The 25,400-nt window shown below is 59.4% G+C and carries 22 protein-coding genes; 7 read left to right on the plus strand and 15 right to left on the minus strand.

Translation table 11 applies throughout. The features are described 5' to 3' along the window. Positions 1-10 precede the first annotated feature (10 nt). A complete protein-coding gene (locus ACESSC_RS08365) occupies positions 11-1,150 on the plus strand; it encodes a DUF389 domain-containing protein (RefSeq protein ID WP_117756877.1) in 1,140 nt (379 codons plus the stop codon). Positions 1,151-1,275: 125 nt separating this feature from the next. On the opposite strand, the gene ACESSC_RS08370 is transcribed toward ACESSC_RS08365, so the two are convergent. The 12 genes from ACESSC_RS08370 to ACESSC_RS08425 all read right to left on the minus strand — a co-directional run bounded on the left by ACESSC_RS08370 (position 1,276) and on the right by ACESSC_RS08425 (position 16,064). After that, positions 1,276-1,725 carry a hypothetical protein gene (locus tag ACESSC_RS08370; RefSeq protein ID WP_117637650.1) on the minus strand — a complete coding sequence of 150 codons (450 nt, stop codon included), beginning with the start codon at positions 1,723-1,725 and terminating at the stop codon, positions 1,276-1,278. A 270-nt stretch (positions 1,726-1,995) separates the two neighbouring features. Continuing rightward, a complete protein-coding gene (locus tag ACESSC_RS08375) occupies positions 1,996-2,955 on the minus strand; it encodes a 3-hydroxyacyl-CoA dehydrogenase (protein WP_373162429.1) in 960 nt (319 codons plus the stop codon). A 416-nt stretch (positions 2,956-3,371) separates the two neighbouring features. Further along, a complete protein-coding gene (locus ACESSC_RS08380) occupies positions 3,372-8,153 on the minus strand; it encodes an acyl-CoA dehydratase activase-related protein (RefSeq protein ID WP_373162431.1) in 4,782 nt (1,593 codons plus the stop codon). A 12-nt stretch (positions 8,154-8,165) separates the two neighbouring features. Beyond that, positions 8,166-8,876, minus strand: coding sequence for a TetR/AcrR family transcriptional regulator (locus tag ACESSC_RS08385; protein ID WP_373162432.1), 711 nt, complete (start codon positions 8,874-8,876; stop codon positions 8,166-8,168). Between the two features lie 246 nt (positions 8,877-9,122). After that, complete coding sequence (locus ACESSC_RS08390; RefSeq protein WP_373162433.1) at positions 9,123-9,248, minus strand: hypothetical protein; 126 nt, start codon at positions 9,246-9,248, stop codon at positions 9,123-9,125. A 156-nt stretch (positions 9,249-9,404) separates the two neighbouring features. Then, the gene (locus ACESSC_RS08395; protein WP_373162434.1) at positions 9,405-10,262 is read right to left on the minus strand and encodes an HAD-IIB family hydrolase; all 858 of its coding nucleotides are present in this window, start codon (positions 10,260-10,262) and stop codon (positions 9,405-9,407) included. A gap of 116 nt (positions 10,263-10,378) precedes the next feature. Then, positions 10,379-11,641, minus strand: a complete 1,263-nt coding sequence (locus ACESSC_RS08400) for an MFS transporter (protein ID WP_373162436.1) — start codon at positions 11,639-11,641, stop codon at positions 10,379-10,381. A 98-nt stretch (positions 11,642-11,739) separates the two neighbouring features. After that, positions 11,740-12,402, minus strand: coding sequence for a TetR/AcrR family transcriptional regulator (locus ACESSC_RS08405; protein WP_373162437.1), 663 nt, complete (start codon positions 12,400-12,402; stop codon positions 11,740-11,742). 74 nt (positions 12,403-12,476) lie between these two features. After that, entirely contained in the window at positions 12,477-12,815 is a 339-nt protein-coding gene (locus ACESSC_RS08410) for a P-II family nitrogen regulator (protein ID WP_099432138.1), read from the minus strand. Positions 12,816-13,027: 212 nt separating this feature from the next. Beyond that, positions 13,028-14,305 carry an ammonium transporter gene (locus ACESSC_RS08415; protein WP_373162439.1) on the minus strand — a complete coding sequence of 426 codons (1,278 nt, stop codon included), beginning with the start codon at positions 14,303-14,305 and terminating at the stop codon, positions 13,028-13,030. Positions 14,306-14,504: 199 nt separating this feature from the next. Beyond that, the gene (locus tag ACESSC_RS08420; RefSeq protein ID WP_373162441.1) at positions 14,505-15,524 is read right to left on the minus strand and encodes a putative ABC transporter permease; all 1,020 of its coding nucleotides are present in this window, start codon (positions 15,522-15,524) and stop codon (positions 14,505-14,507) included. Positions 15,525-15,527: 3 nt separating this feature from the next. Next, positions 15,528-16,064 carry an HD domain-containing protein gene (locus ACESSC_RS08425; protein WP_373162443.1) on the minus strand — a complete coding sequence of 179 codons (537 nt, stop codon included), beginning with the start codon at positions 16,062-16,064 and terminating at the stop codon, positions 15,528-15,530. Between the two features lie 228 nt (positions 16,065-16,292). Here ACESSC_RS08425 and ACESSC_RS08430 point away from each other — a divergent pair, with 228 nt between their 5' ends. The 6 genes from ACESSC_RS08430 (at position 16,293) to ACESSC_RS08455 (ending at position 22,813) form a co-directional block, all read left to right on the plus strand. Then, entirely contained in the window at positions 16,293-18,074 is a 1,782-nt protein-coding gene (locus tag ACESSC_RS08430) for a 1-deoxy-D-xylulose-5-phosphate synthase (RefSeq protein WP_373162444.1), read from the plus strand. Between the two features lie 455 nt (positions 18,075-18,529). Further along, positions 18,530-19,522, plus strand: coding sequence for a glutamate ABC transporter substrate-binding protein (locus ACESSC_RS08435; protein WP_373162445.1), 993 nt, complete (start codon positions 18,530-18,532; stop codon positions 19,520-19,522). A gap of 138 nt (positions 19,523-19,660) precedes the next feature. Continuing rightward, entirely contained in the window at positions 19,661-20,320 is a 660-nt protein-coding gene (locus ACESSC_RS08440) for an amino acid ABC transporter permease (protein ID WP_373162446.1), read from the plus strand. After that, positions 20,317-21,150: an amino acid ABC transporter permease gene (locus ACESSC_RS08445; RefSeq protein WP_373162447.1), complete on the plus strand. Its 834-nt coding sequence runs from the start codon at positions 20,317-20,319 to the stop codon at positions 21,148-21,150. Before ACESSC_RS08440 ends, ACESSC_RS08445 begins: the two co-directional genes overlap by 4 nt. A 36-nt stretch (positions 21,151-21,186) precedes the next feature. Next, positions 21,187-21,951, plus strand: a complete 765-nt coding sequence (locus ACESSC_RS08450; protein ID WP_373162449.1) for an amino acid ABC transporter ATP-binding protein — start codon at positions 21,187-21,189, stop codon at positions 21,949-21,951. A 52-nt stretch (positions 21,952-22,003) separates the two neighbouring features. Continuing rightward, positions 22,004-22,813 carry a gamma-glutamyl-gamma-aminobutyrate hydrolase family protein gene (locus ACESSC_RS08455; RefSeq protein WP_373162451.1) on the plus strand — a complete coding sequence of 270 codons (810 nt, stop codon included), beginning with the start codon at positions 22,004-22,006 and terminating at the stop codon, positions 22,811-22,813. Positions 22,814-22,923: 110 nt separating this feature from the next. On the opposite strand, the gene ACESSC_RS08460 is transcribed toward ACESSC_RS08455, so the two are convergent. The 3 genes from ACESSC_RS08460 to ACESSC_RS08470 are packed head-to-tail and all read right to left on the minus strand — an operon-like array spanning position 22,924 to position 25,308. Next, on the minus strand, positions 22,924-23,742 hold the full coding sequence (locus ACESSC_RS08460) for a hypothetical protein (protein ID WP_373162453.1): 819 nt from the start codon (positions 23,740-23,742) through the stop codon (positions 22,924-22,926). Further along, a complete protein-coding gene (locus ACESSC_RS08465) occupies positions 23,726-24,550 on the minus strand; it encodes a hypothetical protein (protein WP_373162455.1) in 825 nt (274 codons plus the stop codon). The genes ACESSC_RS08460 and ACESSC_RS08465 overlap by 17 nt, the downstream gene beginning before the upstream one ends. Next, a complete protein-coding gene (locus ACESSC_RS08470; RefSeq protein WP_316368590.1) occupies positions 24,547-25,308 on the minus strand; it encodes an ABC transporter ATP-binding protein in 762 nt (253 codons plus the stop codon). The genes ACESSC_RS08465 and ACESSC_RS08470 overlap by 4 nt, the downstream gene beginning before the upstream one ends. Positions 25,309-25,400: the final 92 nt, after the last annotated feature.

Below are 25,400 nucleotides of genomic sequence, written 5' to 3' on the forward strand. Positions count from 1 at the left end.
CGAGGTAAGCATGGAACTCGACAAACAACAGATCAAGCGGCTGCGCGAGCGTCATCATCGTCGTCACGGTATACGCCCTGCACACAGCGAGGCCATGGAGAATGCCACCCGTTTCCTTAAGCAGGCGTTCAACATACGCGAGGGACGCGCGCCCTATCACGTGATTCGCAAGCGCTTTGTAAACGGGGCGCGCCTGACTGGCTCGCACTTATGCATCCTGATCATTGCCATGTTGATCGCGAGCATCGGCCTCGATATCGACTCGGACATTGCCATCGTGGGCGCCATGCTCATCTGTCCGCTCATGGGCTCGGTCCTTGCCATGGCATACGGCATCGCCACGCTCGACCGCGAGATTGCCGTCGAGGCAATTGCCGGCCTCGCGCTGCAGATGGTCTTTTGTCTAATCACGTCCACGCTGTACTTTAAGCTCTCGCCCCTTGGCACCACCACGGCCGCCATCATCGACAACTCGACACCGACTGTGTGGGACCTTGCCGTCGCGCTCGCGGGCGGCTTTGCGGGCGGACTGGGCAACTCGCGCGACCAGGAACCCGCCACGCTCATCGCCGGCGTGGCCGTGGCGACCGCGCTCATGCCGCCCCTGTGCGCGGCGGGCTATGGCATCGCCATCGCGAGCGGGTCGCTGTTTCTCTCGGCCCTCTACGAGTTTGGCATCAACGTCGTCTTTATCGCGCTGGCGGCCGAAGCCGTACTACTTCTTTTGCGCGTGCCGCTCAAGCGCGACCTCAACGGCGACGGCATTGTGACCGCCGAGGAAAATGCCGAGGTCGATGAGCTGTCACACAAGGTGCGCCGCCGCATCATCGTGGGTACGGTGATCTTTGCCATCCCCTGCATCGTCATGACCGCGGGGTCCATTGGCTCGGCACAGGCCGGCGTGCAGGACGGCTACGGCGTCACCGAAACCACGCGCGAGCTTGCCGCGGTGCTGCCGGGCTTTAAGGATTACACCGTTGCCGTCGAGACCTCGGCCACCGAAGGCGAGGAGGAGGGCCTTGTCGAGCGCGAGGTTGTCGCCCACGTGACGACAAGCGAGGCGCTTGGGGCACACGACCGCCGTGTAGCCCGCAAGCTCATCGACCTCAATGTGCCCGAGCTCGATCGCGTGGAGTTTGATGTGCAGTAATACGCGACGTGGGATGGATGCGCGCAGCCGCGAGTCACGACATGGCGCAGACGTGACGCGGGCCACGAGCAAATAGCGGGGCGCGGTCCATGGCCGCGCTCCGCTCGCTGATTTATTGCCGTGAATCATCTGTCCGCATCGACATCGCCAGACTCCACTGTAAACGCCGGACCGGTACTCACCAGATAAAAACGGGTCACCCTGGTATCTCTAAATAGGTAGAGCAAGCCCTGATCGCGTCGGCGCGAAATATACGCCACGTGGACCGCACCGAATTCTTCGCCGTTTTCCTTCTTTAATATCAGGATGTTGGGGTCATCCGTACGCTTAAACTGCCCGTCCGTGCAGATTCCGTCTTGGTCGACCAGCTGCCATCGACAGTTGTCCTCCTCAAGAAAAGCCAGGGTTTCCCGACTTGTTTCGTCATCCCGATAGTAACCATCAATGGCAAAGCCTTCGGAAACGCATTCCTGCATATAGGATGTTTCTCGATTTATAGCAAACTGCCCTGCAGCGCCCAGGAGCACAGCCAGGCAGACCACTGCGAGGGCTATCGAGATAGTACGGCGGTTCATGTCAACCAGCCCGATACTTGTTTAACGGAGTGCAAAACATACTTGGTACCTCCGGTATCATGACGAACGTCACCTACGGCCTGCCGGCAATCATATGTTTACAACATCAAACCATATGGCAACCACTCGCGAGAGGAGTATCGGCGAACGGTGCATTTTTGCGTTCTATTGGCCAAACGTCAACGCGCGCTACGGCTCTTGCTCGACCTATTCAGATCTTGTCGCATACTACCGTAGATCCCCAACGCTTCCGCCCCCAAGAGATCATTTTTAGTACGTAAAGAAGCCCTCGCCCGAGCTTTCGCCCAGCTTACCTTCGTCGAGCATCTTCTTGAGGACGGACGCCATAGCCTTAAAGTTGTAGGGCATCATCATCTTCTTGAGCAGCGGGCTCACCAAGCCCGGCACCTTCTGATACTGCATGACGATGTTGTAGGCCGTCTGGATACCCACCGTGTCGAATACGTGGAACGGGCCCTTGGGAGCGCCGGTGCCACGCGTCCATGCGAGGTCAATGCTCTTGGGGTCGCTCACGCCCGAGACGTACAGGTCAAGACCCGAAAGCAACCACGGTACCAGCATGGAGTTGAGCAGGTAGCCGTTCTTTTCCTTGTTGACGGGCAGGGCAAGCATGCGGATGTCGTTGGCGAAGTCGACGAGCTCGTCGAAGTAGCGCTTGTCGGTTTGGTCCTGTGCCATGACCTCGGTCATGTTGTTCTTCCAGATAGAGTTGGCAAAGTGCAGCGACAGGTACTTCTCGGGACGGCCGGTGTACTTGGCAAAGGTGCTCGGCAGCAGCGTGGATGAGTTGGTCACGATGACGGTCTTTTGCGGCAGAACCGGGGCGAGCTTCTTGTAGAAGTCGATCTTTGCCTGGGTGTCCTCGGCCATAGACTCGATGACCAGGTCGGCGTCGGCCACGGCCTTGGCAAGATCGAGCTCCAGCTTGAGTGTGGAGTAGGCACGCTCGACGGCGGCGAGCGCCGCTTCCTTGTCGAAGGGCTGGGTGCCATCGGCGATACCGGCGCACCACTCGCCCGTACCGTCCGCCATGCCCTCGATTGCCGCAATGTACTCCTTGCGCACGCGATCGATCTTGGGCTGGGTGCGGCCGATGCTGCCCTCGCTGCGCAGCCAAATCGTTACATCAAAGCCGCAGTAGGCAGCCTGAAAGGCAATCTGGCTTCCCAACACGCCGCCGCCGGCAACACAAACGGTCTTGTAGCTCATGGAACGGTCCTCTCTTACGTAATTCCATAGATGTGTATTTATTCAACCGTAAGGATGACGCGCGCTGGGGGTGGGTTCTATAAACGGGCGGTATTTCGCGGCAAACGGCTACATATGTTCATTATCTCAGGGTTCCGAGGACAGTTTTTGGTGCCACCGAGACGTCGTTTTTGGAAGTATGCGGCAAATTCCGGAACTCTTGAGCACATCCTGGTTTTTCGCCAATAAAACCGCAGGTACAGAGCTTGGACATATCAGGTGTGCTCGGCCTATTCAAATTTTGCCGCATACTTCCGAAATCTAAGTTCGCAGGGGGTGATAGTTGGACCGTTTACGCAACAGATGTCCAGTAAAAACGGGTGGTAACCGGTACGGCTGCCACCCGTTTGTCCCATATCTAGCCCATAGCAGGCCAGTTACTTCTTAATGCCGCGTCCCAGACGCTCGGCGACCGATGTTACGGCCTCCTCGCTGGCCGGCCCGCAGCTCACGCAGCCATCATGGGCGCGCATCTGGCCGGTGACCTCGTCCATCGCGAGCGGCGCCACCTTCTCGAGCTTAAAGCCCTTGCCGGCGCGCATGTTCTCCTTGGCCACACTGATCATGAGCTTAATACGGTTGAGCTGGTTGACCTCGGATGCACCGGGGTCGTAGTCCACCGCGACGATGTTGCTCTCGGGGTGCTGACGGCGCAGTTCCTTGATCACGGCCTTGCCCACCACGTGGTTAGGCAGGCACGCGAAGGGCTGCGTGCAGATGATGTTGGGCGCGCCATGGTCAATCAGGTCGAGCATCTCGGCCGTGAGCAACCAGCCCTCGCCCATGTTGTTGCACACCGAAAGCACCGTGCGGGCCTTGTCGGCCATGGTGCCGATGCGCTCGGGCGCCTCAAAGCGGCGGGACTTCTCGAGCAGCTCTTCCACCGGCGTACGCATCCAGTCCACGAGCTTAATAAGCGCTTGCATGCCCGCACGCGTCGTGGCAGAGCTGCCCAACTCGTCCTTCTGCAGCTCGGCGTTGCTCATGGAGTACAGGAAGAAGTCGAGCAGGCCCGGCACCACGGCCTCGCAGCCCTCGCGCTCGATGACATCGACCACGTGGTTGTTGGCCGTGGGGTGGAACTTGACCAGGATCTCGCCGACCACGCCCACACGCGGCTTGGTGCCCTCGCCCACAAGTGGCATGGTGTCGAACGCGCGAATGGCCTCACGGCACAGCTTGGTGTAGTTATGCCTGTTGAACTTGGGCGCCAGCTTGCGAGCGCGCGCCATGTACTCCTCATAGAGCGCGTTGGCGGCACCGGGCGTGGCCTCGTACGGGCGGCAGCGATAGAGCATCTGCATCATCACGTCGCCAAAGAGCACCGCGTAGACCGCCTGCTTAAGCAGCGCCGGCGTCAGCTTAAAGCCGGGGTTGTCCTCGCCCAGCGCCACGGCCGAAAGCGAGATCACGGGGATCTCGGGGTGACCGCTCTCGCGCAGGGCCTTGCGGATGAGCGCGATGTAGTTGGTGGCACGGCAGCCGCCGCCGGTCTGGCTGATGACCACGGCCGTCTTGGACAGGTCGTACCGACCGCTCTCGATCGCTTCCATAATCTGGCCCGTCACCAGGATCGACGGGTAGCAGATGTCGTTGTTCACATAGCGCAGGCCAGCCTCGACGGCATCGTGGTCAGTCGAGGGCAGCAGCTCCAAGTTGTAGCCAGCACCGCGGAACACCTCTTTGACCAGGTCAAAGTGGATCGGCGCCATCTGCGGGCACAGGATGGTGTAGCCCTCCTCGCGCATCTGCTCGGTAAAGGGCACCTTGGGCCATGCGGTCGAAGCACTCTCGCGCTGAGCCTCGAACGTGTACTTGCGGCTCGCGAACGCGGGGGCATCCGTGGAGGGAGCCACCGGCGCGGCATCGCCCTGCTCGTAGGCCTCGCCCGCGGCCGTGGCCTCGGCCAAGCGCTCGGCCTCCTGGTCCTTGAGCGCCGCCATGAGCGAGCGAATGCGGATGCGCGCGGCGCCCAGGTTGGACACCTCGTCGATCTTGAGCACGGTGTAGATCTTGCCGCTGGCTTCCAGGATCTCCTGCACCTGATCGGTGGTCAGAGCGTCCAGGCCGCAGCCGAAGGAATTGAGCTGGATCAGATCCAGGTCGTTGCGCATCGTCACAAAACGGGCGACGGCGTACAGGCGGCTGTGGTACATCCACTGGTCGACGACGCGGATGGGGCGCTCGGGCTTCACGAGATGCGCAAGCGAATCCTCGGTAAAGACCGCAAAGCCAAAGCTCGAGATAAGCTCGGGCAGGGCGTGGTTGATCTCGGGGTCGTTATGGTAAGGACGGCCGGCGAGCACGATGCCGTGGCCGCCGTGGTCCTCGACCCACTTAAGGGCCTCCTCGCCCATGGTCTGGATATCCTCGTGGAAGCGCGCATCGGCCTCAAAGGCAGCATTGACGGCGGCATCGACCTCGGAGCGCGTGATCTTGGGTCCGCGCACGCGACCGCGACCGGCCTCGGCATCGGCCACACGGTCGACGGCGAGCACCTGGTACAGGCGGCGCTTGAGCTCGGTCTTGTCGTGATAAGGCACAAACGGATACAGGAACTCGATGTTCTGCTCGCGGATCTCATCGATGTTGAGCGCCAGCGCCGTGGGGTAACTCATAACGATGGGGCAGTTATAGCAGTTGCCAGCCGTCGGATCCTCCTTGCGCTCCCAGCGCACGCACGGCATCCAGATGAAGTCGACGTCACGGTCGATGAGATTCATCACGTGGCCGTGGCTCATCTTGGCCGGATAGCACACGCTCTCGGACGGCATGGACTCGATGCCCGCCTGGTAGGTCTTCTTGCTCGACTGGTCAGACAGCTGCACGCTAAAGCCCAGGCGCGTAAAGAACGCGTGCCAGAAGGGGTAGTTCTCGTACATGTTGAGTGCGCGCGGGATACCCACGGTGCCGCGCGGGGCCTCATCGGGGCTCAGCACCTCGCGGTTAAAGAGCAACTCGTTTTTCTTTTTGAAGAGGTTGGGGGCCTCGGTCTTCTGCTTTTTGTGGCCGGCACCCTTCTCGCAGCGGTTACCGGTAATGAAGCGCCTGCCGCCGCCAAAGTCGTTGACGGTGAGCTGGCAGTTGTTGGAGCAACGGCCGCAGCGGACATGCTTTTGCGTCACGGTGAGGTGCGCGATGTCTTCGGCAGAAAGAATGGTCGAGGTGCCGTCGGCGCCGGCGCGATCGCGGGCGAGCAGGGCCGCACCGTAGGCGCCCATGCAGCCGGCGATGTCGGGGCGCACGGCATGCACGCCGGTGAGCTGCTCAAACGCGCGCAGCGTGGCATCGGACATAAAGGTGCCACCCTGGACGATCACCTGACTGCCGATCTCCTTGGGGTCGCGCAGCTTAATGACCTTGAACAGGGCATTCTTGATGACAGAATAGGACAGGCCGGCCGCGATGTCACCCACCGTGGCGCCTTCCTTTTGCGCCTGCTTGACGCGCGAGTTCATAAAGACCGTGCAGCGGCTGCCCAGGTCGACGGGGGCCTTGGCATGGATGGCGGCATCGGCAAACGCGCGCACGTCCATGTTCATAGACACGGCGAAACTCTCGATAAAGCTGCCGCAGCCCGACGAGCAGGCCTCGTTGAGCATGATGTGCTCGATGACGCCGTCCTTGACGCGCAGGCACTTCATGTCCTGGCCGCCAATGTCCAGAATGAACTCGACGCCGGGCAGGAACGCCTTGGCGCCGCGCAGGTGCGCGACGGTCTCGATCTCGCCCGAGTCGGCCTTGAGGGCCTCGATGAGCAGCGCCTCGCCGTAGCCCGTGGTGGTCACGTGGCCGATGGTGCAGCCCGCGGGGATGTGGTTGTAGAAATCGGCCATGATGACCTTGGCCGTGCCCAGAATGTCGCCGTTGTTGTTGCCGTACCAGGTGTGCAGCAGCTGGCCGTCCTCGCCCACGAGTGCGGCCTTCATGGTGGTGGAACCGGCGTCGATGCCGATGAACACGCGGCCGGTGTAGCCGTCGAGCTTGCCCTTGGGGACGACCTCGGTGTCGTGGCGACCCTTGAACTCGGCAAAGTCCTCGTCGGTGGCAAAGAGCGGATCCAGACGCTCGACCTCGGCACCCTGTGTGTCACCCAGGGCATCGATGGCATCGATGAGCTGTGGGAACGTGCTGAGCTTGTTGGACTCGTGCGCCATGGCGGCGCCGCTCGCCACAAACAGGTGAGCGTTTTGGGGCACGATACGGTGCTCCTCGTCCAGGTTGAGCGTGAGGTAGAAGCGGTGGCGCAGCTCGGAGAGGTACTGCAGCGGGCCGCCCAGGAAGGCGACGTTGCCACGGATGGGACGGCCGCACGCCAGGCCCGAGATGGTCTGGGTCACGACAGCCTGGAAGATGGAGGCGGCCACGTCTTCGGGACGGGCACCCTCGTTGAGCAGCGGCTGGACGTCGGTCTTGGCAAAAACGCCGCAGCGGCTGGCGATGGGATAGATGGTGGTGGCGTTGGCCGCGAGTTCGTTGAGACCGCTCGCGTCAGTGTGCAGCAGGGTGGCCATCTGATCGATGAACGCGCCCGTACCGCCGGCGCAGGTGCCGTTCATGCGCTGCTCGATGCCGTTATCGAAGTAGATGATCTTGGCGTCCTCGCCGCCCAACTCGATGGCGACGTCGGTGGCCGGGATGATGGTCTCGACGGCACGCTTGCTGGCGATGACCTCCTGGACAAACTCCAGGTCGAGCCACTGAGACAGCAGCAGACCGCCCGAACCGGTGATGGCGCAGGTCATTTGGGCAGCCGGCAGCACAGTCGCAGCACCCTCGAACAGGTCGCGGGCGCAGGCACGGACGTCGGTGTGGTGGCGCTGGTACTTGGCGTAGACGATCTGGTTGTCATCGTTGAGCACGGCGAGCTTAACGGTGGTGGAGCCCACGTCGATGCCCAGGTGCAGGTTGCCACGAGCGTTCTCGGGGTTGAAGATCGCGCCTTCGGGGGTGTGGGCGGCGGCTACGGGCTCAGCGGCGGTGGCGGGCTCGCTAGCGATGGACGTCTCCCCTGCCGCGTTCTTGGCATCGGCAACTGCCTCGGCAACTTTCTCGGCTGCCGCGGTCGCGGCCTTCTGCGCCGCGTCCACCACGGCGGGCGCGGCCTCGCGTGCGGCAGCGACCACACGATCCTTGATGCCCTCGACGAGTTTGCTCATCTGTCTCTCCTCTTAGTTGTTGGACTCGACGGTTGCGACGGTGTCGGCCGCGTCCTCGAGCTGCAAGTTCAATAGCTTCATGCCGTATTCCGGCACGTTGATATCGATGGGTTGGCCATACAGGTCACCAGGGCGCACAAAAGCGAGCACCGTCATAATGCGTGCCATGGCCTCGGGCGATTCGGTGAGCCCACGCTCAAACCAACGCTGAATCATGCCGACCTCGGCGCTCACGACGTAGGTGACGTAGTAGTCAAAGAACGTGCCCAGCGCCAGGCCCAAAATGCCCGTCTGCGCACGCGGCACCACAGCCTCACGCGCGGTGTCGATGATCCTTTTAATGAAGGCCTGGTCGCCGCCCGGACCCAGCAGCGCACCGATTAAGTCGCGGTTGGCCGCAAGATAACGCAGCAGCTCAACCGAACCGGGCGCCGGCTCGAGCTCATCGATGTTGTGATAGAGATCGGGCAGCTGAGCTGCGGTGATGAGCTCAATGCGCTCACGGATCTCGGCCAGCAAGCCGTCCTCGATTTGATTGATAAAGTCGGGGATATCGCGGTAGTGCGAATAGAACGTGCGGCGCGTAAGGCCAGCGCGCTCGGTGAGCGACGCGACATTAATGCGCGAAAGGTCGCCGCTTTCGGCAAGCTCGCTGGCAAGTGCCTGGCGAAGGGCACGCTGCGAGCGAAGGGACCGGCGATCGCATTTCTCGAGCTGGGACAAGCGTCCTCCTTGTTACTCAGCCTGTGCGCTATTGCACAGTGCGAGTATTATTGCACACCGTGTGCATCAACACGTAAAGGCAATATTTAGATTGTGGCAAAGGGGCAGTCCCTTTGTCCCTTTGTCCCAGCCTGAAGCGACATTGCCGATTGTCCAAAATGTCATTCGTGGGTAGAATAGTGTCGACGGCAGCCCAAGTTCTGGAAAGCTGGGCAGCGCCGTTGCTTGTTTTAGGGGGTCAACGCCTTAGCGGCGGCGACCCCTTCTGTTACGCTTCGAGCGTTGCTTGAGTGCCTCGGAAAGTCCGATAAGCGTCGTAAGAAGCGAGACCAATGCGGTCAGGAGCCTCACGAAATCAATCAAATCGGTCATGGGCATCACCTCCCATCAGATGGAGGGCGCTGCCCGGCACATGGAACTGCCGCCAACGATACCGATTCTATCAAAGCGCAGTTAAATATGCGAATATATGTTCGTGTTTAAAGAAGCTAGTCCCCACTGTGACAAAGGGACAGTCCCTTTGTCACATTATTCGATGACGGTGCAGGAGTTCTGCTTGCGCATGGTGGCGAGCATGTGTTTGGGGACGGCGTGGACCATGCAGTTGCCGATAGTTGCGCTCGCGGCGGCCTTAGCTGCATCGTTTGCGTTTTTGGTCGCGTAGCTGTGGCGGAAACGCTTGAGCATGGCGATATCGTTGCCGCCGTCGCCGTAGACCGCGACCTCGTCCTCGTCAATACCGTAGTAGCCCGCTAGCCAGGCCACGCTCTCGCCCTTGTTGCACGCCACGTCCGTGATCTCGAACATCACCGGGTCGAACGGCGCGTTGACCACGCGGTTCGATCGCTCGGCCAAATATGCCTTAAGGTCGCGCTCTAGCTCGGGCGAGGTCACGCGACAGTTGATCTTGCACACATCGTGGCGCAAGATGTCGCCGATCGACTGGTCGAAATACTGCTCCTCGTGATAGCCGCCACGTGCACGCATGCCACGCATCACGATACGCTTGATGGGGCTGTCCTTTTTAAAGCCCGCCTGATGCATCTCGAACGATCCACTCGAAAACATGCCGTCGGGCGTGGAGCAGTCAAAACAGATATCCGGAAACTCCTTGAGTAGCTCCTCGGTGATCTGCGGGTCGACGGTCCAGGTTTTGAGCACCTCGCCATGACTGCCGCGCACGATGGATCCGTTGGAGCAGCAGGCGTCAAGCGCCAGGCCTGTAAAGCCATGCTCGCCGATCGGCAGCGTCGAGCGTCCGGTCGCGGGAACCACATGCAAGCCAGCCTCGGTCAGCTCGCGAATGGCGCGGCGGATAGTCCCATCTGCCTCGTGCAGGGCGTTAAGCAGCGTTCCGTCTAAGTCACTCGCGAACATCTTGATCATGGGCATTCCTCTCCTTCGTCTGCACGTTATTTTAGACGAAAGAGAAGCATGCCCATGCAAGGGTGTTCCAACGCGCCAGGACATTCGCTTCCGCAAAGCAACGGTGCCCCAGCACGTTAAGACAATCGCCGCAAGCGATTTTTCAGCCGATAAAACAGAGCCGTCGTCAACGTCAGCACCGCCAACATGGCTGCGAATACAATCGCCGGTGTCCATCGATCATATGCAACCCCGTACGTCAATTGGCCGATAGGTGTTGCGCAGGAAAGGACCATGTAAACGACCGAAAGCACTTTTCCGCAGAGCTCAGTCGGCGCCGCCCGCTGAACAAACGCGATAATTTCAACCGACGCAATGCTTGCCCACACCATGACCCATGCCGAACCAACCGCAAACACGGTGAACATGCATGCATCTGCGCCGAACAGTAGCGTGACAATGATCGGTGCGACTCCAAAACAGATCATCGCAACATATCGACATATGCCATTGAAAGAAAAACGATGCGGCCAAATGCCGACCAGGCCACTGCCGGCAAGACCACCCAAGCCCATAGCCACCTCAACTATCCCAACGCAGGACGATTGCATGCCGAGATGCTTTGTAACAATAATGGGAGCGCCAATCGTTAGCCCAACCAACGCAAAGTTCAAAACAGCCGCAAGCAAAATCACAGCGACCAATGATGCATTTTGCAACAGATACCGAATCGACTCCCAAAAATCGTTTCGGCATGTCGTACGAGTCGCGCCGTCTCCCATCGTTTCAGATGAGGCATTTTGCTTGAGTGCGCCCCCAAACAAGAGAGCTGACATCGCAAACGCCACCGACGCGGTTGTGCAAAGAGCATCGATGCCAAAGCACCCATAGACTGCCGTCCCGACCACAGGGCCCAAGATATTGCTCACCATGGTCATCTGCGAAACCAATGCAGTGGCCCGCTCAACCTTCTCTTCACCCGTCATGCGCACCGTCTCAATTTGGAGCATTGGCTTCAGCAGCGATTGAACACCATATTGAACACAAAGTATCGCTACTACGACGACCGCAAGAGGCAACGAGCGCTTCATGGGGATAGACAGCAGCGATGCAGTCATCAGAGCAATGCCGAGGGCCACGAGGACCTCGCGACGTCTTCCCCTATCCGCCAAGATTCCGCCAGCCGAAGTTGCGAGTACGCCGGGTATGAACGCCGTCGCCACGACGGCGCCATATAATGTTGACGATCCGCTGCAATCGAACAAGTAAAGCGGATACGCAAAGCACAGCGCTGACAGCATCGAATACGTGCACAACTGCGCAACCAGAAGTTCCGCGAGCCTGATTGACCGCACTGTTTTTGATTTCAATGAGACGCCGACGTCTCTCAGCCCAGCCATAAGTCCCCCCTATACATACCGCTAGTATGTATTTAATGACTTGAAAAGGGCAGCCGTGGCTACCCTCACAAATCAATTACATACCGTTGGTATCTATATTACCACCCGGCGCGGTCCCATACGTCCCAAATCTGCGCCGTTGTCTGAAGCACTTCTTCCCCCAAATCGAGTCCCACCGCGGCAGCCATCTGCGCCAAACATTGAGCGCGAGCGAGCATTCGATCCTTGGTCTCAAGCGGACGGAACAGCGGCAGCAGCCAAAGATTCGCCAACAACGATACGGCCTCCGCCGCTTCACGCGGGCATTCGCACGCAATGGAGCCGTCGGCGATGCCCTCCTCGATCACCGGCAAGAGATAGCCATCGGCAGACTCGTTAAACGAGCCCTGGTACTGCATCGCCAGAAGACGCGAGCTTTTTACCGGATCTGCTGCAGGACGCATACGTGCCCATAGCTCAATTTGCGGAACTACGGACTCGGGCGCGTACAGTCGCTTGAGCTTTTGGGCACCGGTCATATTACCGATATCAAGCGTTGAGCGACGGTTCTCAACAATCGGAGCCATTGCCCGATCAAACGCGGCGTTGAAAATCTCTTCTTTGCTCTTGAAGTGGTGATAGACAGCGCCCTTGGTCATGCCATCGAGACGGTCAACGATATCTTGAATGCTCGTCCCCTCATAACCCTGTGCGCAGAATAGCTCCAGTGCCGCGTCGAGAATCTTCGCGACCGTCTCCTCGGGATATTTATTGCGACCCATAATCCGCCCATCCGCAAAGCAAGTCTTGTGCCTCATTGCAGCATTTTAACGTTGCGGATGGCAGACGGTCGATTCTACACCGCGGCGGGGCCGTGTTCGCCGGTGCGAATGCGGATGACTTCTTCGACCGGCTCGACCCAAATCTTGCCGTCGCCGACGGCACCGGTGCGGGCGGCATTGCAGATGATGTCGACAATGCCGTCGACGTGCTCATCGGCGCAGATAAGGGTGAACTGCACCTTAGGGATCGTGTTGACAAGCAACTCGTTGCCGCGCACGTATTCCTTCCAGCCATGCTGTGCGCCGCAGCCCTGCACCTGGTTGATAGTCATGCCGCGAACATCAGCAGCAAACAGCGCATCTTTGAGAACCTCAAGCTTCTCCTGGCGCACGATAGCCGTAATTTTCTTCATAGTGAATTCCTCTCTTCAATAAAAGAAATGAATTGTCCTTCACATGGCACGGGTTTTCCAGGTGCCGCAAACCAACCTCAGAGATCAATAAGTTCAACTGACTGGTCTTAGCAGGTTTCCCAAGTGCCGCAGATTGCCGTGAAAGAGGAGCGAAGCGTACTTAAGTACGTGAGCGACGATTGAACGGCAAGGTGCGGTGCTTGGGGAAGCTGCTAATCGAGTCCGGAGAAAGAAGGATAGGCGCTCTCGCCGTGCTGGCTGGCATCCAGGCCCAGCGCCTCGTCGCCCTCGTCCACGCGCAGGCTGCCGTGGAACAGCGCCTTGACCACCGCGGCGATCACCAAGTCGAGCACCAACACAATGGCGACCGTCACCACAATGCCCAGGACCTGCGAGATGAGCAGCGACACGTCGCCCGTGTAGAACAGGCCGCCCTTACCGGTCCACGAAAGCTCCGGCACGCAGAACAGGCCCGTGAGCACGCCGCCCAAGATGCCGCCGATACCGTGGCAACCGAACGCGTCGAGCGCATCGTCGTAGCCGAACTTGGTCTTAAGATGGCTGATGGCCAAGTAGCAGACGGGCGATACGATCAGGCCCATGACCAGCGCCGCCCACGGCTCGACAAAGCCCGCGCCCGGCGTGACCACCACAAGGCCCGCGACCAGACCGGTGCTGGCACCCACCAGCGTGGGGCGACCGGTATGCACGCGCTCGACGGCAAGCCACGAGACCATGCCCGCCGCGCTGGCCGTAACGGTGTTGAGGATGGCGAGTGCCGCCACGGCGTCGGCCTTAAACTCGCTGCCGCCGTTAAAGCCAAACCAGCCAAACCAAAGCAGACCGGCGCCCAGCGCCACAAACGGCACGTTATGCGGACGGTAGCTCACCATGCCAAAACCGCGACGACGGCCGAGCATTAAGCAAAGAATCAGGCCCGTAAGTCCCGACGAAATGTGCACCACATCGCCGCCGGCAAAGTCGAGCGCACCGATGATGTCACCGATAAAGGAGCCCTCGCCGCCCCAAACCATGTGGGCGAGCGGCGCATAGACCACAAGCAGCCAAATGCCCAGGAAGGCCATCATGGCACCAAACTTAACGCGACCAGCCAGGCTGCCCGTGACGATAGCGGCCGTGATCATGGCAAACGCCATCTGGAAGGCGATGTTGATGGTCTGAGGGTAGACGGCACCGTCCGTAGCACTGCCCTCGGCCGCCTGCAGCACCTGGTTGAGCACCGGCAGGCACAGCAGCTGGTCAAAGCCGCCAATAAACGGGCTGGAACCGTCGCCACCGTAGGCCAGCGACCAGCCGGCGACAATCCACAGCACACCAACCAGGCCAATGGCGCCAAAGCACATAAGCATGGTATTGATGACGTTTTTGCGCCTGGACAGGCCACCATAGAAAAACGCCAGACCCGGTGTCATTAAAAACACGAGCATGGTGCAGATGAGCATAAACGTTGTTGATCCCGTATCGTACATTCGCTCCCCCCTTGGTCGCATGAACGTTGTCGGCGCCCATAATGCGGCCGAGGGGCAACTGGTGTAGACCAGATACGGCGTTGTTAAACGCTGCGTTGTCGAATGGAAACGGTGCCGCAATCTTGGAAACGGCGCAGCAACGGGCGCGAAACGAACGGGAAATGTGCGAACGAGAAGGGCGCGCTTGGCCCCACTCTGGCTAGCGCCGGAACAGCTCGCGGGCTCGGTCGCGGAGGTCGGTAGCTCGGATGACGCCCTCGTAGCGATTGATGCGCAGACGCGGGAAGGCGTTAAAGAAGCGCAGGTCACGACGGCTGAGCGACACACTCGGCACCGGACGGCTCATGCGCTTGCCGGCAAGGCGACGACTGAGCGACGGACGCGGCATGCTCGGCGCGACATCGGCAACGCGGCGGGCAGCGAGCGCCAGGCCGCGAGCACCATCCGAGATAAACGTCGGCATCGAAGCCTTCTCGCGCAGGGCATCGAGCGCGGCGTCACCCAGCTCGGCCAGCCACGCGTTAACGGCACGGCTACGGATGTGCGTCTGTGCCACCGAGTCAATCGTAGAATCGGGAATACGTTCGAGCATAGAGTCGGAGGCGTCGGCAAGCGACTCATTGATGCGGTCGGCAAGGTCGGCACGCACACGCTCAAGCTGATCGGACAGGCGGCGCCAGCTGGCCAACGAGCACACCGCATCGACCATCATCGCGACCGCGACGATAAAGGCGGACAGCCGCACAATCAGCACCGGCAGATGGCCAAGCAGCCCCAGCAATGCCGGCTCCACTAAACGGCAAATACACAACGCACCCAAGCCAAACGCGCAGGCCCAGTACAGGCAGATGCGTCCGTGCAGGTTAAACGGCAGATGCGAGTAATCCCAAAACCGGGCACCCGTCGTTTTTTCCAACAGCACGCCCACACTATATTCGATCACGCTGCATACGAGCGCGGCAGCGACAAACTGGCTCGAGGCGTCTGGGATTCCACGCAGCAGCAACCAGCACGCGATGCCGCCCGCACCGTAGATGGGACAACACGGCCCTAGCAAAAAGCCGCTGTTGGCAAAGCGTCCGTGGTTGAGCATGGCGCAGACCGTCGACTCCCATACCCAGCCGCAAAAACCGTAGAAGGCAAACGAGAGTACCAGCGCCGAGAGCGGACAGGCGGCAAGCGTCGCGCCGTCAAATGCCATGTCGATCGCGGTTCCCACCGTCTACCCTCTCCTCTTTTCGTTCGATTCGCTGCTCACGTCATCGTCCGCCCTGTCTTTGCGCGGCAGACGGCCGGCAATCGTCTCGCGCAGCGCGCACCATTTATCCGCCAGGCACACAATCCATGCCTCGCGACACGTCGGCGGCACCGGTACCAGCGGAAACATATGGCGCGCGATGATATTCCGCTCGCGCGACGTCAGCTCAAAATCTTCCTCCGCACGCGCCAGGGCAAAAAACGGATGCCGAAAGCCATGCAGTCGATGGCTTGGGTCGGGATCGTGCCAGTCATAGAGAAAGTAATCGTGCAGCAGGGCCCCGCGCAGCAGCGACAAGCGGTCGACGGAGATACCGACGCGGCCCAGGCGCTCGGCAAAGGACAGACTTGCCCGCGCCACCGAGGTCACATGCGTATACACCGTCACATCGCCATGCTGGATAAACTCGCGCGTCAGGTCCAGACGGCCCTCCTGTGCCAGTTGACGGGCAGCATGGTCTACTTCGCACGCGATTTTCTCGGCACGAACGGTATCGGACATGCGGCCTCCTTCCGGCGGCGCTCGGCGGCAAGCCACAGCCTGCACGCAATGAATAAAATCATCATGGAACTTATCAGTATGGCATCGGACAAAACGTTTTGCCCCACCAGTTGGCGAATTACCGCGCCGCCGTCACATATCAAACGCCAAAATGTGCGAGACTGTCTTGTGCAATTGTGCCGGCTGAGGGAGCGCCGGCACTCGATTCGCATGGAGTAACCCACAACGATGCTGCTTACGCAAACGACAACGCCCGAGGACGTCAAGGCTCTCGACCGCGCCGAGCTTCCGCTGCTCTGCGGCGAGATCCGCCAGGCAATCCTCGAAAGCTCCGCCGCCGTCGGCGGGCACGTTGCCCCCAACCTGGGCGTCGTTGAGCTCACGGTTGCGCTTCATCGTGTGTTTAACTCCCCCATCGACAAGATTGTCTTTGACGTTTCGCACCAGACCTACGCCCACAAGGCGCTGACGGGGCGCGCGTACACTTATATCGATCCGGAGCGTTATGGTGAGGCTTCTGGCTTTGCCAATCCCGACGAGTCCGAGCACGACCTGTTCGCCATGGGCCATACCTCCACGTCGGTGAGCCTGGGCTGCGGCCTGGCGCACGCTCGTGACCTGGCGGGCGATGCGTACAACGTCATCACCATCATTGGCGACGGCTCGCTTTCGGGCGGCTTGGCGTTTGAGGGCTTTAACAATGCCGCCGATCTCGACAGCAACCTGATCATCATCGTCAACGATAACGACCAGTCCATTGCCGAGAACCATGGCGGCCTGTATCGCAATCTGGCCGAGCTGCGCGCCAGCAACGGCACCTGTGAGCGCAACGTTTTCCGCGCGATGGGGCTCGACTACCGCTATCTGGACGCCGGTAACGATGTGTTGGCCCTAGTCGACGTGCTGCAGGAACTGCGCGATATCGATCATCCCATCGTGCTGCACGTCTCCACCGCGAAGGGCAAGGGCTTTGAGCCGGCCCAGAGCGACCCCGAGCGCTGGCATCATGTAGGTCCGTTTGACATGGCGACTGGGCGCAAGCTCTGCCCGGGCCATCCGAGCGAGCCTGCGCCGCGCACCTATGCCGACATTACGGGCGAGGCCCTGAGCGCTGCCATAGAGCGCGATCCGCAGGTTGTGGGCATCACGGCCGCAACGCCCTACATCATGGGCTTTACGCCCGAGCTTCGCGCCGCGGCAGGCAAGCAGTTTGTTGACGTGGGCATTGCCGAGGAGCACGCCGTGACCTTTGCCACCGCGTTTGCGCGCTCGGGCGCCAAGCCAGTCTTTGGTGTGTACGGCACGTTTTTGCAGCGCGCCTACGACGAGCTGTGGCACGACCTGTGCCTCAACGACGCCCCCGCAACCATCCTGGTATTTGGCGCGTCGATCTTTGGCACCACATCCGAGACGCATCTCTCGTTCTTTGATATTTCCATGCTGGGCGGTCTTCCCAACATGCACTACTTGGCGCCGGCCTGCATGGAGGAATATCTGTCCATGCTGAGCTGGTCGCTCGATCACCGCGAGCATCCTGTGGCGATTCGCGTGCCCGGCATTGGCCTGGTAAGCCGCCCCGACTTGGCGCCTGCCGAGGACGCCGATTACGGTGTCGCGCGCTACAACGTGGTGCGCCAGGGCCGCGACGTGGCCGTGCTCGCGCTCGGCGATTTCTTTGAGCTGGGCGAGCGTGTGGCAAACCGCTTGGCAGCCGAATACGGTATCGAGGCCACGCTCGTCAACCCTCGCTTTGCAACCGAGCTTGACCGCGAGTTCCTCGACAGCCTTGCCGCCGAGCATCGCGTTGTCGTCACCCTCGAGGACGGCATCTTGGACGGCGGTTGGGGCGAACGCGTCGCGTGCTACTTGGCCTGCACGCCCGTGCGCACGCGCACCTTCGGCATCGCCAAGGGCTTCCCCGACCGCTACGACCCCAACGAGCTGCTCGCTCAGAACGGCATGACGGTCGAGAACATGGCCGCCGAGGCCGTAAGGCTACTCAACGAGTAAAAAACCTCCGCAAGGGAAGCACCCCTGCGGAGGTTTTTATTTTTGAGCTCAACTATCTCGATCTGTAACATCTAGGGCCCGAATTCCCGTCTAACTGTTACAGATCTAGACAAACCGTCTTTGCTCCTGACCTTTGTCTCAATCTGTAACAGATAGAGGCCTTTTGGCCGTCTACCTGTTACAGATTGAGACATTCGAATTCCCCTGAAGAGAAAATCTCAATCTGTAACAGTTACTCGGCAAAAATGGCTGCAGATGTTACAGATCGAGACATAACAGCAAGGCATGCCGCTGCATCGGCCAGAACCACCACAAAGGTGCCTGTCCCTTTTTGGTAGGAAGAATTACCCATAAGGTAAGTATGTTTCTGAGTTATTTCGTGTTGACCCATCTGAGCGGGATAGGGTATAACTCTACTCAACCGCTAGGGATTTTATTGAGAAAGGTGTTCTACCATGAGCAAGAACCTCTCCCAGCAGGTCGTTCTCGACCGCCGCGGCTTTGTCGCCGCCACCTTCGCAACCGTCGCCGGCCTTGGTCTTGCCGGCTGCTCCGACACCAGCGCCGAGGCCGACAAGGGCTCCGCCGCCTCCTCCAAGAACTCCGAGGATACCGAGGTTTCCACCACGCTCGATGCCAAGGCATTCGACAAGCTCGTCGACAACGGCCCCAAGGCCGATGACGACGCCATCGCCGCCAGCGCCTGGGCGACGGCCGTCAAGGACGCCGGCGTCTTTAAGATCGGTGGCGTTCAGACCTCCACGCTCTTCTCCCTCCTCAACGAGAAGGACGGTCAGACCCGCGGCTTCGACGCCGGCATCGCGCAGCTTCTGTCCAACTACATTCTGGGCGAGAACAAGGTCGAGATCACCCAGGTGACCTCGGACACGCGCGAGTCCGTCCTGCAGAACGGCCAGGTCGACGCCGTCTTTGCCACCTACACCATCACTGACGAGCGCAAGAAGCTCGTCTCCTTTGCCGGTCCCTACTACTACACCCAGCAGGCTATCCTGGTGCTCGCCGATAACGACGACATCAAGAGCGTCGACGACCTGGCCGACAAGAACGTCGCCGTCCAGTCCGGCTCCAACGGCCCCGCCATCCTGGAGGAGTTCGCCCCCAAGGCCAGCCAGCAGGAGTTCAAGACCGACGAGGAGGCCCGCCAGGCACTCCAGCAGGGCCGTGTTGATGCCTACGTCATCGATAACAACATGCAGCAGAGCGCCCTGGTCCGCGAGCCCGGTAAGTACAAGATCGCCGGCAAGCCCTTCGGCAGCAAGGAGCCCTATGGCATCGGCCTGCCGCTCGATTCCGACGGCGTCGCCTTTGTCAACGACTTCCTTAAGAAGATCGAGGACGACGGCACCTGGACCGAGCTGTGGCAGATCTGCATCGGCGACCGCACGGGTGACACCAATGTTCCCGAGCTGCCCGAGGTCGGCGCCTAGGCAGCGAGCCTAGTAACGGCCGCAACGAAACAATACGGAAACGTGCGATGCGCTTTATTGCGCTAAACTGTTTCCTCACTGAGTTGTCGGGGCTTCCGTACACGCGGGAGCCCCTTTCCTTATCGGTGGGAGGTCCGCATGAGTCTCTCTGAGCTCTGGTCGCTCTATGGCCAGAACTACATTGACGCGCTGCTAGCAACCTGGGGCATGACGCTTGAGTCGTTTGCCATCGCCATGGTGCTGGCCGTCGCTGTCACCGTGATGCGCGTGTCACCGCTCAAGCCGCTGCGCGTCTTTGGCGACCTGTATGTCCAGGTCTTCCGTAACATCCCCGGCATCGCGCTGCTCATCATCGTCGTCTATGCGCTGCCGCCGCTCAAGGTCGTCCTGCCCTACCGCACCTGCGTTATCGTCGCCACGGTCCTTTTGGGCTCGGCCTTTGGCTCCGAGAACTTTATGAGCGGCATCAACACCGTCGGCGTCGGTCAGATCGAAGCCGCACGTTCGCTCGGCATGAGCTTTAACCGCATCCTCGCCAAGATCGTGATTCCGCAGGCACTGCGCTCAAGCGTATTGCCCATGACCAACCTCTTTATCGCCGTCATGCTCACCACCGCGCTCGGCAGCCAGGTGCCGCTTAAACCGCAGGAGCTCACCGGCGTGGTGAGCTACATCAACACACGCTCGCTCGGAGGCGTCGCCGCATTCTTTATCTCGGCACTCGGCTACCTGGGCACGGCCTTTGTGGTGAGCCACATTGGCAACTACATCGATAAGAAGGTGAGGATCCTCCGATGAGCAAGCACTCCTCCCCCGCGCTTACCATGCGCGATGCGCTCTACGAGGCTCCCGGCCCCAAGATGCGCGCCAAGATTCGCATCGGCACCGTCATCTCACTTGTTGCCGTTGCCGCACTCGTTGCCCTCGTGTTGCAGCGCTTTTATGTGACCGGTCAGCTTTCGGTCCACTATTGGTATTTCTTTACGCACCTCACTACCTGGAAGTTCTTGCTTGCCGGTTTTGAGGGCACGGTAAAGGTCGCGCTCACCGCTGGCGCCATCGCGCTGGTACTGGGTCTGGCCCTCATGCTCGGCCGCACGAGCGACATCAAGCCGCTGCAGCTGGTCTGCCGCGTACTCACCGATTTCTTCCGCGGCGTGCCGAGCCTTCTGTTCATATACTTCTTCTTTTTGGTGTTGCCCCAGTACAAGATCGCGCTGCCGTCGTTTTGGATGCTCACACTTCCTGTCGCGCTCGCTGCGGCCGGCGTACTGGCCGAGATCTTCCGTGCCGGCGTCAACGCCGTGCCGCGCGGCCAGGTCGAGGCAGCCCAGGCGCTCGGTCTCTCCAAAGCTAAAATCACCTTTAAAATCGTGTTACCGCAGGCTATTCGTTTTATCATTCCATCGTTGATTTCGCAGCTTGTGGTCGTCGTCAAAGACACCACCGTCGCCTACGTGGTGAGCTACCCCGACCTCATGCAAAATGCCCGCGTGCTCATTACCAACTACGACGCGCTCGTGTCGGTCTATCTGGTGATCGCGGTCATCTACATCCTCATCAACGTTGCAATCAACAAGGCCGCCGTCTACGTCTCGCACAAGACCGGCGCGACCATCATTCGCTAACGATTTACCATTTCGAGTCATAAGGAGCCGAGCACCATGGCACAGAGCACTTCTTCCACCGGCAATCAGCCGCTGATTGAGCTCAAGCACGTCGATAAGCACTATGGCGATCTGCACGTCCTCAACGACATTAATCTCTCGGTCGATCGCGGCGAGGTTGTCGTCGTGATCGGCCCCTCGGGCTCGGGCAAATCGACCATGTGCCGCACCATCAACCGTCTGGAAACCATCGACTCGGGCGAGATCCTCATCGAGGGCGAGCCCCTGCCGCAGGAAGGCAAGGATCTTGCCCGCATGCGCGCCGAGTTGGGCATGGTGTTTCAGCAGTTCAACCTGTTCGCACATATGACCGTGCTGCAGAACGTCATGCTGGGACCGGTCGATGTGCTGGGCGTCTCCAAGAACGAGGCCCGCGAGCGCGCCATGGACCTGTTGAGCCGCGTGGGCGTGGCCGAGCAGGCCGACAAGGTGCCCGCACAGCTTTCGGGCGGTCAACAGCAGCGCGTGGCCATCGCCCGTTCTCTTGCCATGCAGCCCAAGGCCATGCTTTTTGACGAGCCCACGAGTGCGCTGGACCCCGAGATGATCAATGAGGTGCTCGAGGTCATGGTCCGCCTGGCCCAGCAGGGCATGACGATGATCGTCATCACGCACGAGATGAACTTTGCCCGCCGCGTGGCCGATCGCGTCGTCTTTATGGCCGACGGCCAGATCGTGGAAACCGGCACGCCCGACGAGTTCTTCGACCACCCCCAAACCAAGCGCGCCCAGGACTTCCTCAACTCCATCAAGGGCCACTAACCCAATTGCCATGTTCGCTCGCCATGACCATCCAAACTCGAAAGCAACACCTATGATCGGAACTCGCACTTCATCGTCATACACCCCGCACGTCGACGTCGATCCCGCCGACCGCCCGCTCATCCTCGTCGCGCCGCGCTGGGAAGAGGCGAAGCCGTTTTTAAGCGAGACGCTCTCCCCCAACGAGGAAATCGCAAGTGTCTTTGTCGATGCCATCCTTGCCGCCGGCGGCTTGCCGCTGCAGATGTCCATCACCGAGGACATTGAGGTCATCCGCCATTACGTCGATATCGCCGACGGTATCGCTATTCCCGGCGGCCCGGATGTCAACCCCAAACGCTGGGGCGATGATCGACCCTACGACCCCACCCTCTGCTGCGAGATCCGCGATAGCTTTGAGTTTAAGCTGGTCGGCGAGGTGCTCCGCGCCAAAAAGCCGCTCTTTACCACCTGCCGTGGCACGCAGTTGCTCAACGTCGCCACTGGCGGCACCCTGTGCATGGACGTACCGAGCCTGGGCGCTCGCGAGGGCCGCACGCAGTGGCGCCATACCCACGTGCTCAACGACCCCGTGCATCCCGTCGAGGTTGTGCCGGGCTCGCTGCTCGACCGCGCGGTTGGCGGACACAGGCTGATCCAAACCAACTCCGCACACCACTGCTGCGTCGATCGTCTGGGTAAAAGCACGCGTTTGGTCGCCAAGGCAACCGACGGCGTTCCCGAGTGCATCGAGGTCGAAGGCCAGCCTTTCTGCCTGGGCGTGCAATGGCATCCCGAGTACACCTGGCAGACGATCGAGACCGACTTTAACCTGTGGAAGTCGTTTGTCGAGGCAGCGGCTAAGGTTAAGCAGGCCCGTTAGCTCGCAAGCCACACAAGTTAAAGCCTCCTAAGCCAGGGGGGGCGTACACCAGCCACGGTGCCCGCCCCCCTGTATTCGGTATGCTCGGTATGTTTATCCCTCACAAACAATCAAAGAAATCTCGACCGCAATCGGTCGACGGTAAAGCAGATGGCAAAAACGCTTGCTACGTTTATGAGGCAGTCAATTAAAATCGAGGTGCATTGACCGTCCTCCAACGGGGTCACGCCGCAAATCCACATGAGCATCGAGGCCGGAAGTGGAAGCATGGAATTGGCCCCGACCTGTATGTAGATCGTTACGACGTTGACAAGCAACAGCATGCCAATAGGACCGAAGCCGGATCCAAAATAGGAAACAACGATCACGCAAGAGACCACGTATGCAAGGCAGACCGCACTCGCCAGAAGAAGTCGATCGCAAAACATATTCAGGTTGAAATACTGCTGAGCATCCAAAACGATCGCGCAGTTAAGACAGTACAAAACGACACTCGACAGGATAAACGCGCCCAAAAGGGCAAAAGAAGACAGCGCCGCTCGAGCAACGATAGCGCACACACGCTTCCCTCCCCGAGCCTCCGACAACCCCCACGGTTCCTCAATAAAGCCCGAACTGACAAAGCGCGGCACAATGCAAGACGCGATAAGCGGAAAGAACAATGCATGGGCCAACGGGGCTACGTTGAACAGCAGACCGCGAAAAACCTCTGCATTACCAAATAGAAGGACATCCTCCGCCGATAGCCGAAGCGTCGGGTCTGGGAAAAAGCCCAAGAAACTGTTCTCACGGAGGCTGCAGAACCACATCGGGAAAGAATTAAGCTGCAATACCACCATGCACGCATAAATTACCGGGATTAAGGCGTACGTCCATTTACTCACGTGCTTCAATTCTGAATGGAGGAATCTTTTAATCTGACGAGCCATTGAGCACACCCCCAGCACGAAAGCTCACGAGAGCGTAAATCAATACCGATAAACAGCTGGCTGCCACGCCATAGCCCAGAAGCGCCAGTTGCCCCATATCGCTATACCCAAGGGCACATCCGACTCCAAGGTACGGCCCAGGAAGGAAGAAGATCCATCGCAAGGATGGTATAGGTGCCTGAAGGAAGGCTCCGTAGAGCGTCAAGCTCATGACAAATCCGATTATTATTGCAGCCCCGCTCAATACAGCGCTGCCTGTAATCCGATAGATGGTCACCGTCTCCAGCGCAACCGATATCATCAATACGGTGTTGACTATCATTGCAGGCAAAAATGCAGCCAGCATGCCATGCGCGTAGCTATGCCCTCCACGTATTATGGCTATTGCAAACAGAAGAAAGCAAAGCGCACTATATGCTGCGCCAATTATTAAAGCAGACGAAAGCGCATGAGCTAGAGCCCCATAAATGCGGGTAAGACCTCTTGCTGAAGAAATTCGGTATCCCTCTTTATAGCCATGCTCCTGTAAAAGCGCCAAACAAACGATGAGTGGAACGAACAGGGATGTACCGGCAAAAGCGCTACGCGCAAGGGACTCATCAGGCGCAGAAGGATCGATTGCATTCCAGAAGAAACCAATATCCTCCCCACAAACGCCATAGCCAAAGGCTAGCAACGTTGTTCCGTTTTTTAGAAAGATGCCGAAGAGAAGGCCGAACGCCAGCATAAGCGCAAGACCAAACTTCGCCGGAAATATCCTGTGCAAACGCATCATATCTGCCTTTATGGGATGGATCGCCCGCTTCATAGCGAGACCGCCTTCATCAAGCGCCTGTAATACTCTTTTAGGGATGGCGCCTCATCCCTTATGACGTCCATCGATTCCTTTTTTAGCAGTTCACCGTCATGAAGAAACAGGCAGCTTGTTGCAACCGATGCCAGCTCATCCAAGTCGTGGCTAGAGATAAGCATGGTTTTGCCCTGCTCCCGATTCAATCGACCGATAAGGGCCCATATACTCTCGATGCCCAACGGATCCAATCCATTTGCCGGCTCATCGAAAATTAGTACGTCGGTGTCGCCCAATAAAGCCGTAGCTATATCCAGTCGCCGTTTCATTCCCAGAGAAAAACTGCTCACGCTCTTTTTCTCATCGACGTCCAGCCCGACTAGGCCCAAGACGCGAGGAACCTCACGTTTCTCATCGAGTCCCCATTCCGCACATCGGATCCGAAGATTCTCAGCCGCACTGAGGGATTGGTATGCTCCGCAGGAATCTGGCACATAGCCGACACGCGTCCGCATCAGGCTCAGCTCTTTTTTCGACTTGCCTCCAAAGAGCTCCACGCTCCCCGACGATGGCTCACAGAGGCCCAATACGATTTTAATAAGCGTGCTTTTGCCCGCCCCGTTTGCACCAACAAGGGCGCAGAGCTCAGACTGATGTACCTCGAAGGAAACGTCATGCAAAACGCGGCGCCTCCCATAGCGCTTTGACACCCTTGATAGCCTTATCGTTGATACGTTCATTGGCCTCCCGTTCCGCTTGATAGCAAAACCGCTCATATCGTTCCTTCTTTACTTTATCGTTTTCCATAGTTGTTATTGTTTTTCGATAACTCATATTTGTCAAGATAATCTAAAAGAAAGAACCCGTG

It is taken from the genome of Collinsella aerofaciens (assembly GCF_964243765.1).
GTDB classification, from domain to species: Bacteria; Actinomycetota; Coriobacteriia; order Coriobacteriales; family Coriobacteriaceae; genus Collinsella; species Collinsella aerofaciens_BU.

Bases quoted from the DNA above. Each gene is read 5' to 3' on its own strand.
- ACESSC_RS08365 (WP_117756877.1), top strand. From the start codon at position 11: ATGGAACTCGACAAACAACAGATCAAGCGGCTGCGCGAGCGTCATCAT.
- ACESSC_RS08370 (WP_117637650.1), bottom strand. From the start codon at position 1,725: ATGAACCGCCGTACTATCTCGATAGCCCTCGCAGTGGTCTGCCTGGCT.
- ACESSC_RS08375 (WP_373162429.1), bottom strand. From the start codon at position 2,955: ATGAGCTACAAGACCGTTTGTGTTGCCGGCGGCGGCGTGTTGGGAAGC.
- ACESSC_RS08380 (WP_373162431.1), bottom strand. From the start codon at position 8,153: ATGAGCAAACTCGTCGAGGGCATCAAGGATCGTGTGGTCGCTGCCGCA.
- ACESSC_RS08390 (WP_373162433.1), bottom strand. From the start codon at position 9,248: ATGACCGATTTGATTGATTTCGTGAGGCTCCTGACCGCATTGGTCTCG.
- ACESSC_RS08395 (WP_373162434.1), bottom strand. From the start codon at position 10,262: ATGATCAAGATGTTCGCGAGTGACTTAGACGGAACGCTGCTTAACGCC.
- ACESSC_RS08400 (WP_373162436.1), bottom strand. From the start codon at position 11,641: ATGGCTGGGCTGAGAGACGTCGGCGTCTCATTGAAATCAAAAACAGTG.
- ACESSC_RS08405 (WP_373162437.1), bottom strand. From the start codon at position 12,402: ATGGGTCGCAATAAATATCCCGAGGAGACGGTCGCGAAGATTCTCGAC.
- ACESSC_RS08410 (WP_099432138.1), bottom strand. From the start codon at position 12,815: ATGAAGAAAATTACGGCTATCGTGCGCCAGGAGAAGCTTGAGGTTCTC.
- ACESSC_RS08415 (WP_373162439.1), bottom strand. From the start codon at position 14,305: ATGTACGATACGGGATCAACAACGTTTATGCTCATCTGCACCATGCTC.
- ACESSC_RS08425 (WP_373162443.1), bottom strand. From the start codon at position 16,064: ATGTCCGATACCGTTCGTGCCGAGAAAATCGCGTGCGAAGTAGACCAT.
- ACESSC_RS08430 (WP_373162444.1), top strand. From the start codon at position 16,293: ATGCTGCTTACGCAAACGACAACGCCCGAGGACGTCAAGGCTCTCGAC.
- ACESSC_RS08435 (WP_373162445.1), top strand. From the start codon at position 18,530: ATGAGCAAGAACCTCTCCCAGCAGGTCGTTCTCGACCGCCGCGGCTTT.
- ACESSC_RS08440 (WP_373162446.1), top strand. From the start codon at position 19,661: ATGAGTCTCTCTGAGCTCTGGTCGCTCTATGGCCAGAACTACATTGAC.
- ACESSC_RS08445 (WP_373162447.1), top strand. From the start codon at position 20,317: ATGAGCAAGCACTCCTCCCCCGCGCTTACCATGCGCGATGCGCTCTAC.
- ACESSC_RS08450 (WP_373162449.1), top strand. From the start codon at position 21,187: ATGGCACAGAGCACTTCTTCCACCGGCAATCAGCCGCTGATTGAGCTC.
- ACESSC_RS08455 (WP_373162451.1), top strand. From the start codon at position 22,004: ATGATCGGAACTCGCACTTCATCGTCATACACCCCGCACGTCGACGTC.
- ACESSC_RS08460 (WP_373162453.1), bottom strand. From the start codon at position 23,742: ATGGCTCGTCAGATTAAAAGATTCCTCCATTCAGAATTGAAGCACGTG.
- ACESSC_RS08465 (WP_373162455.1), bottom strand. From the start codon at position 24,550: ATGAAGCGGGCGATCCATCCCATAAAGGCAGATATGATGCGTTTGCAC.
- ACESSC_RS08470 (WP_316368590.1), bottom strand. From the start codon at position 25,308: ATGAGCGGTTTTGCTATCAAGCGGAACGGGAGGCCAATGAACGTATCA.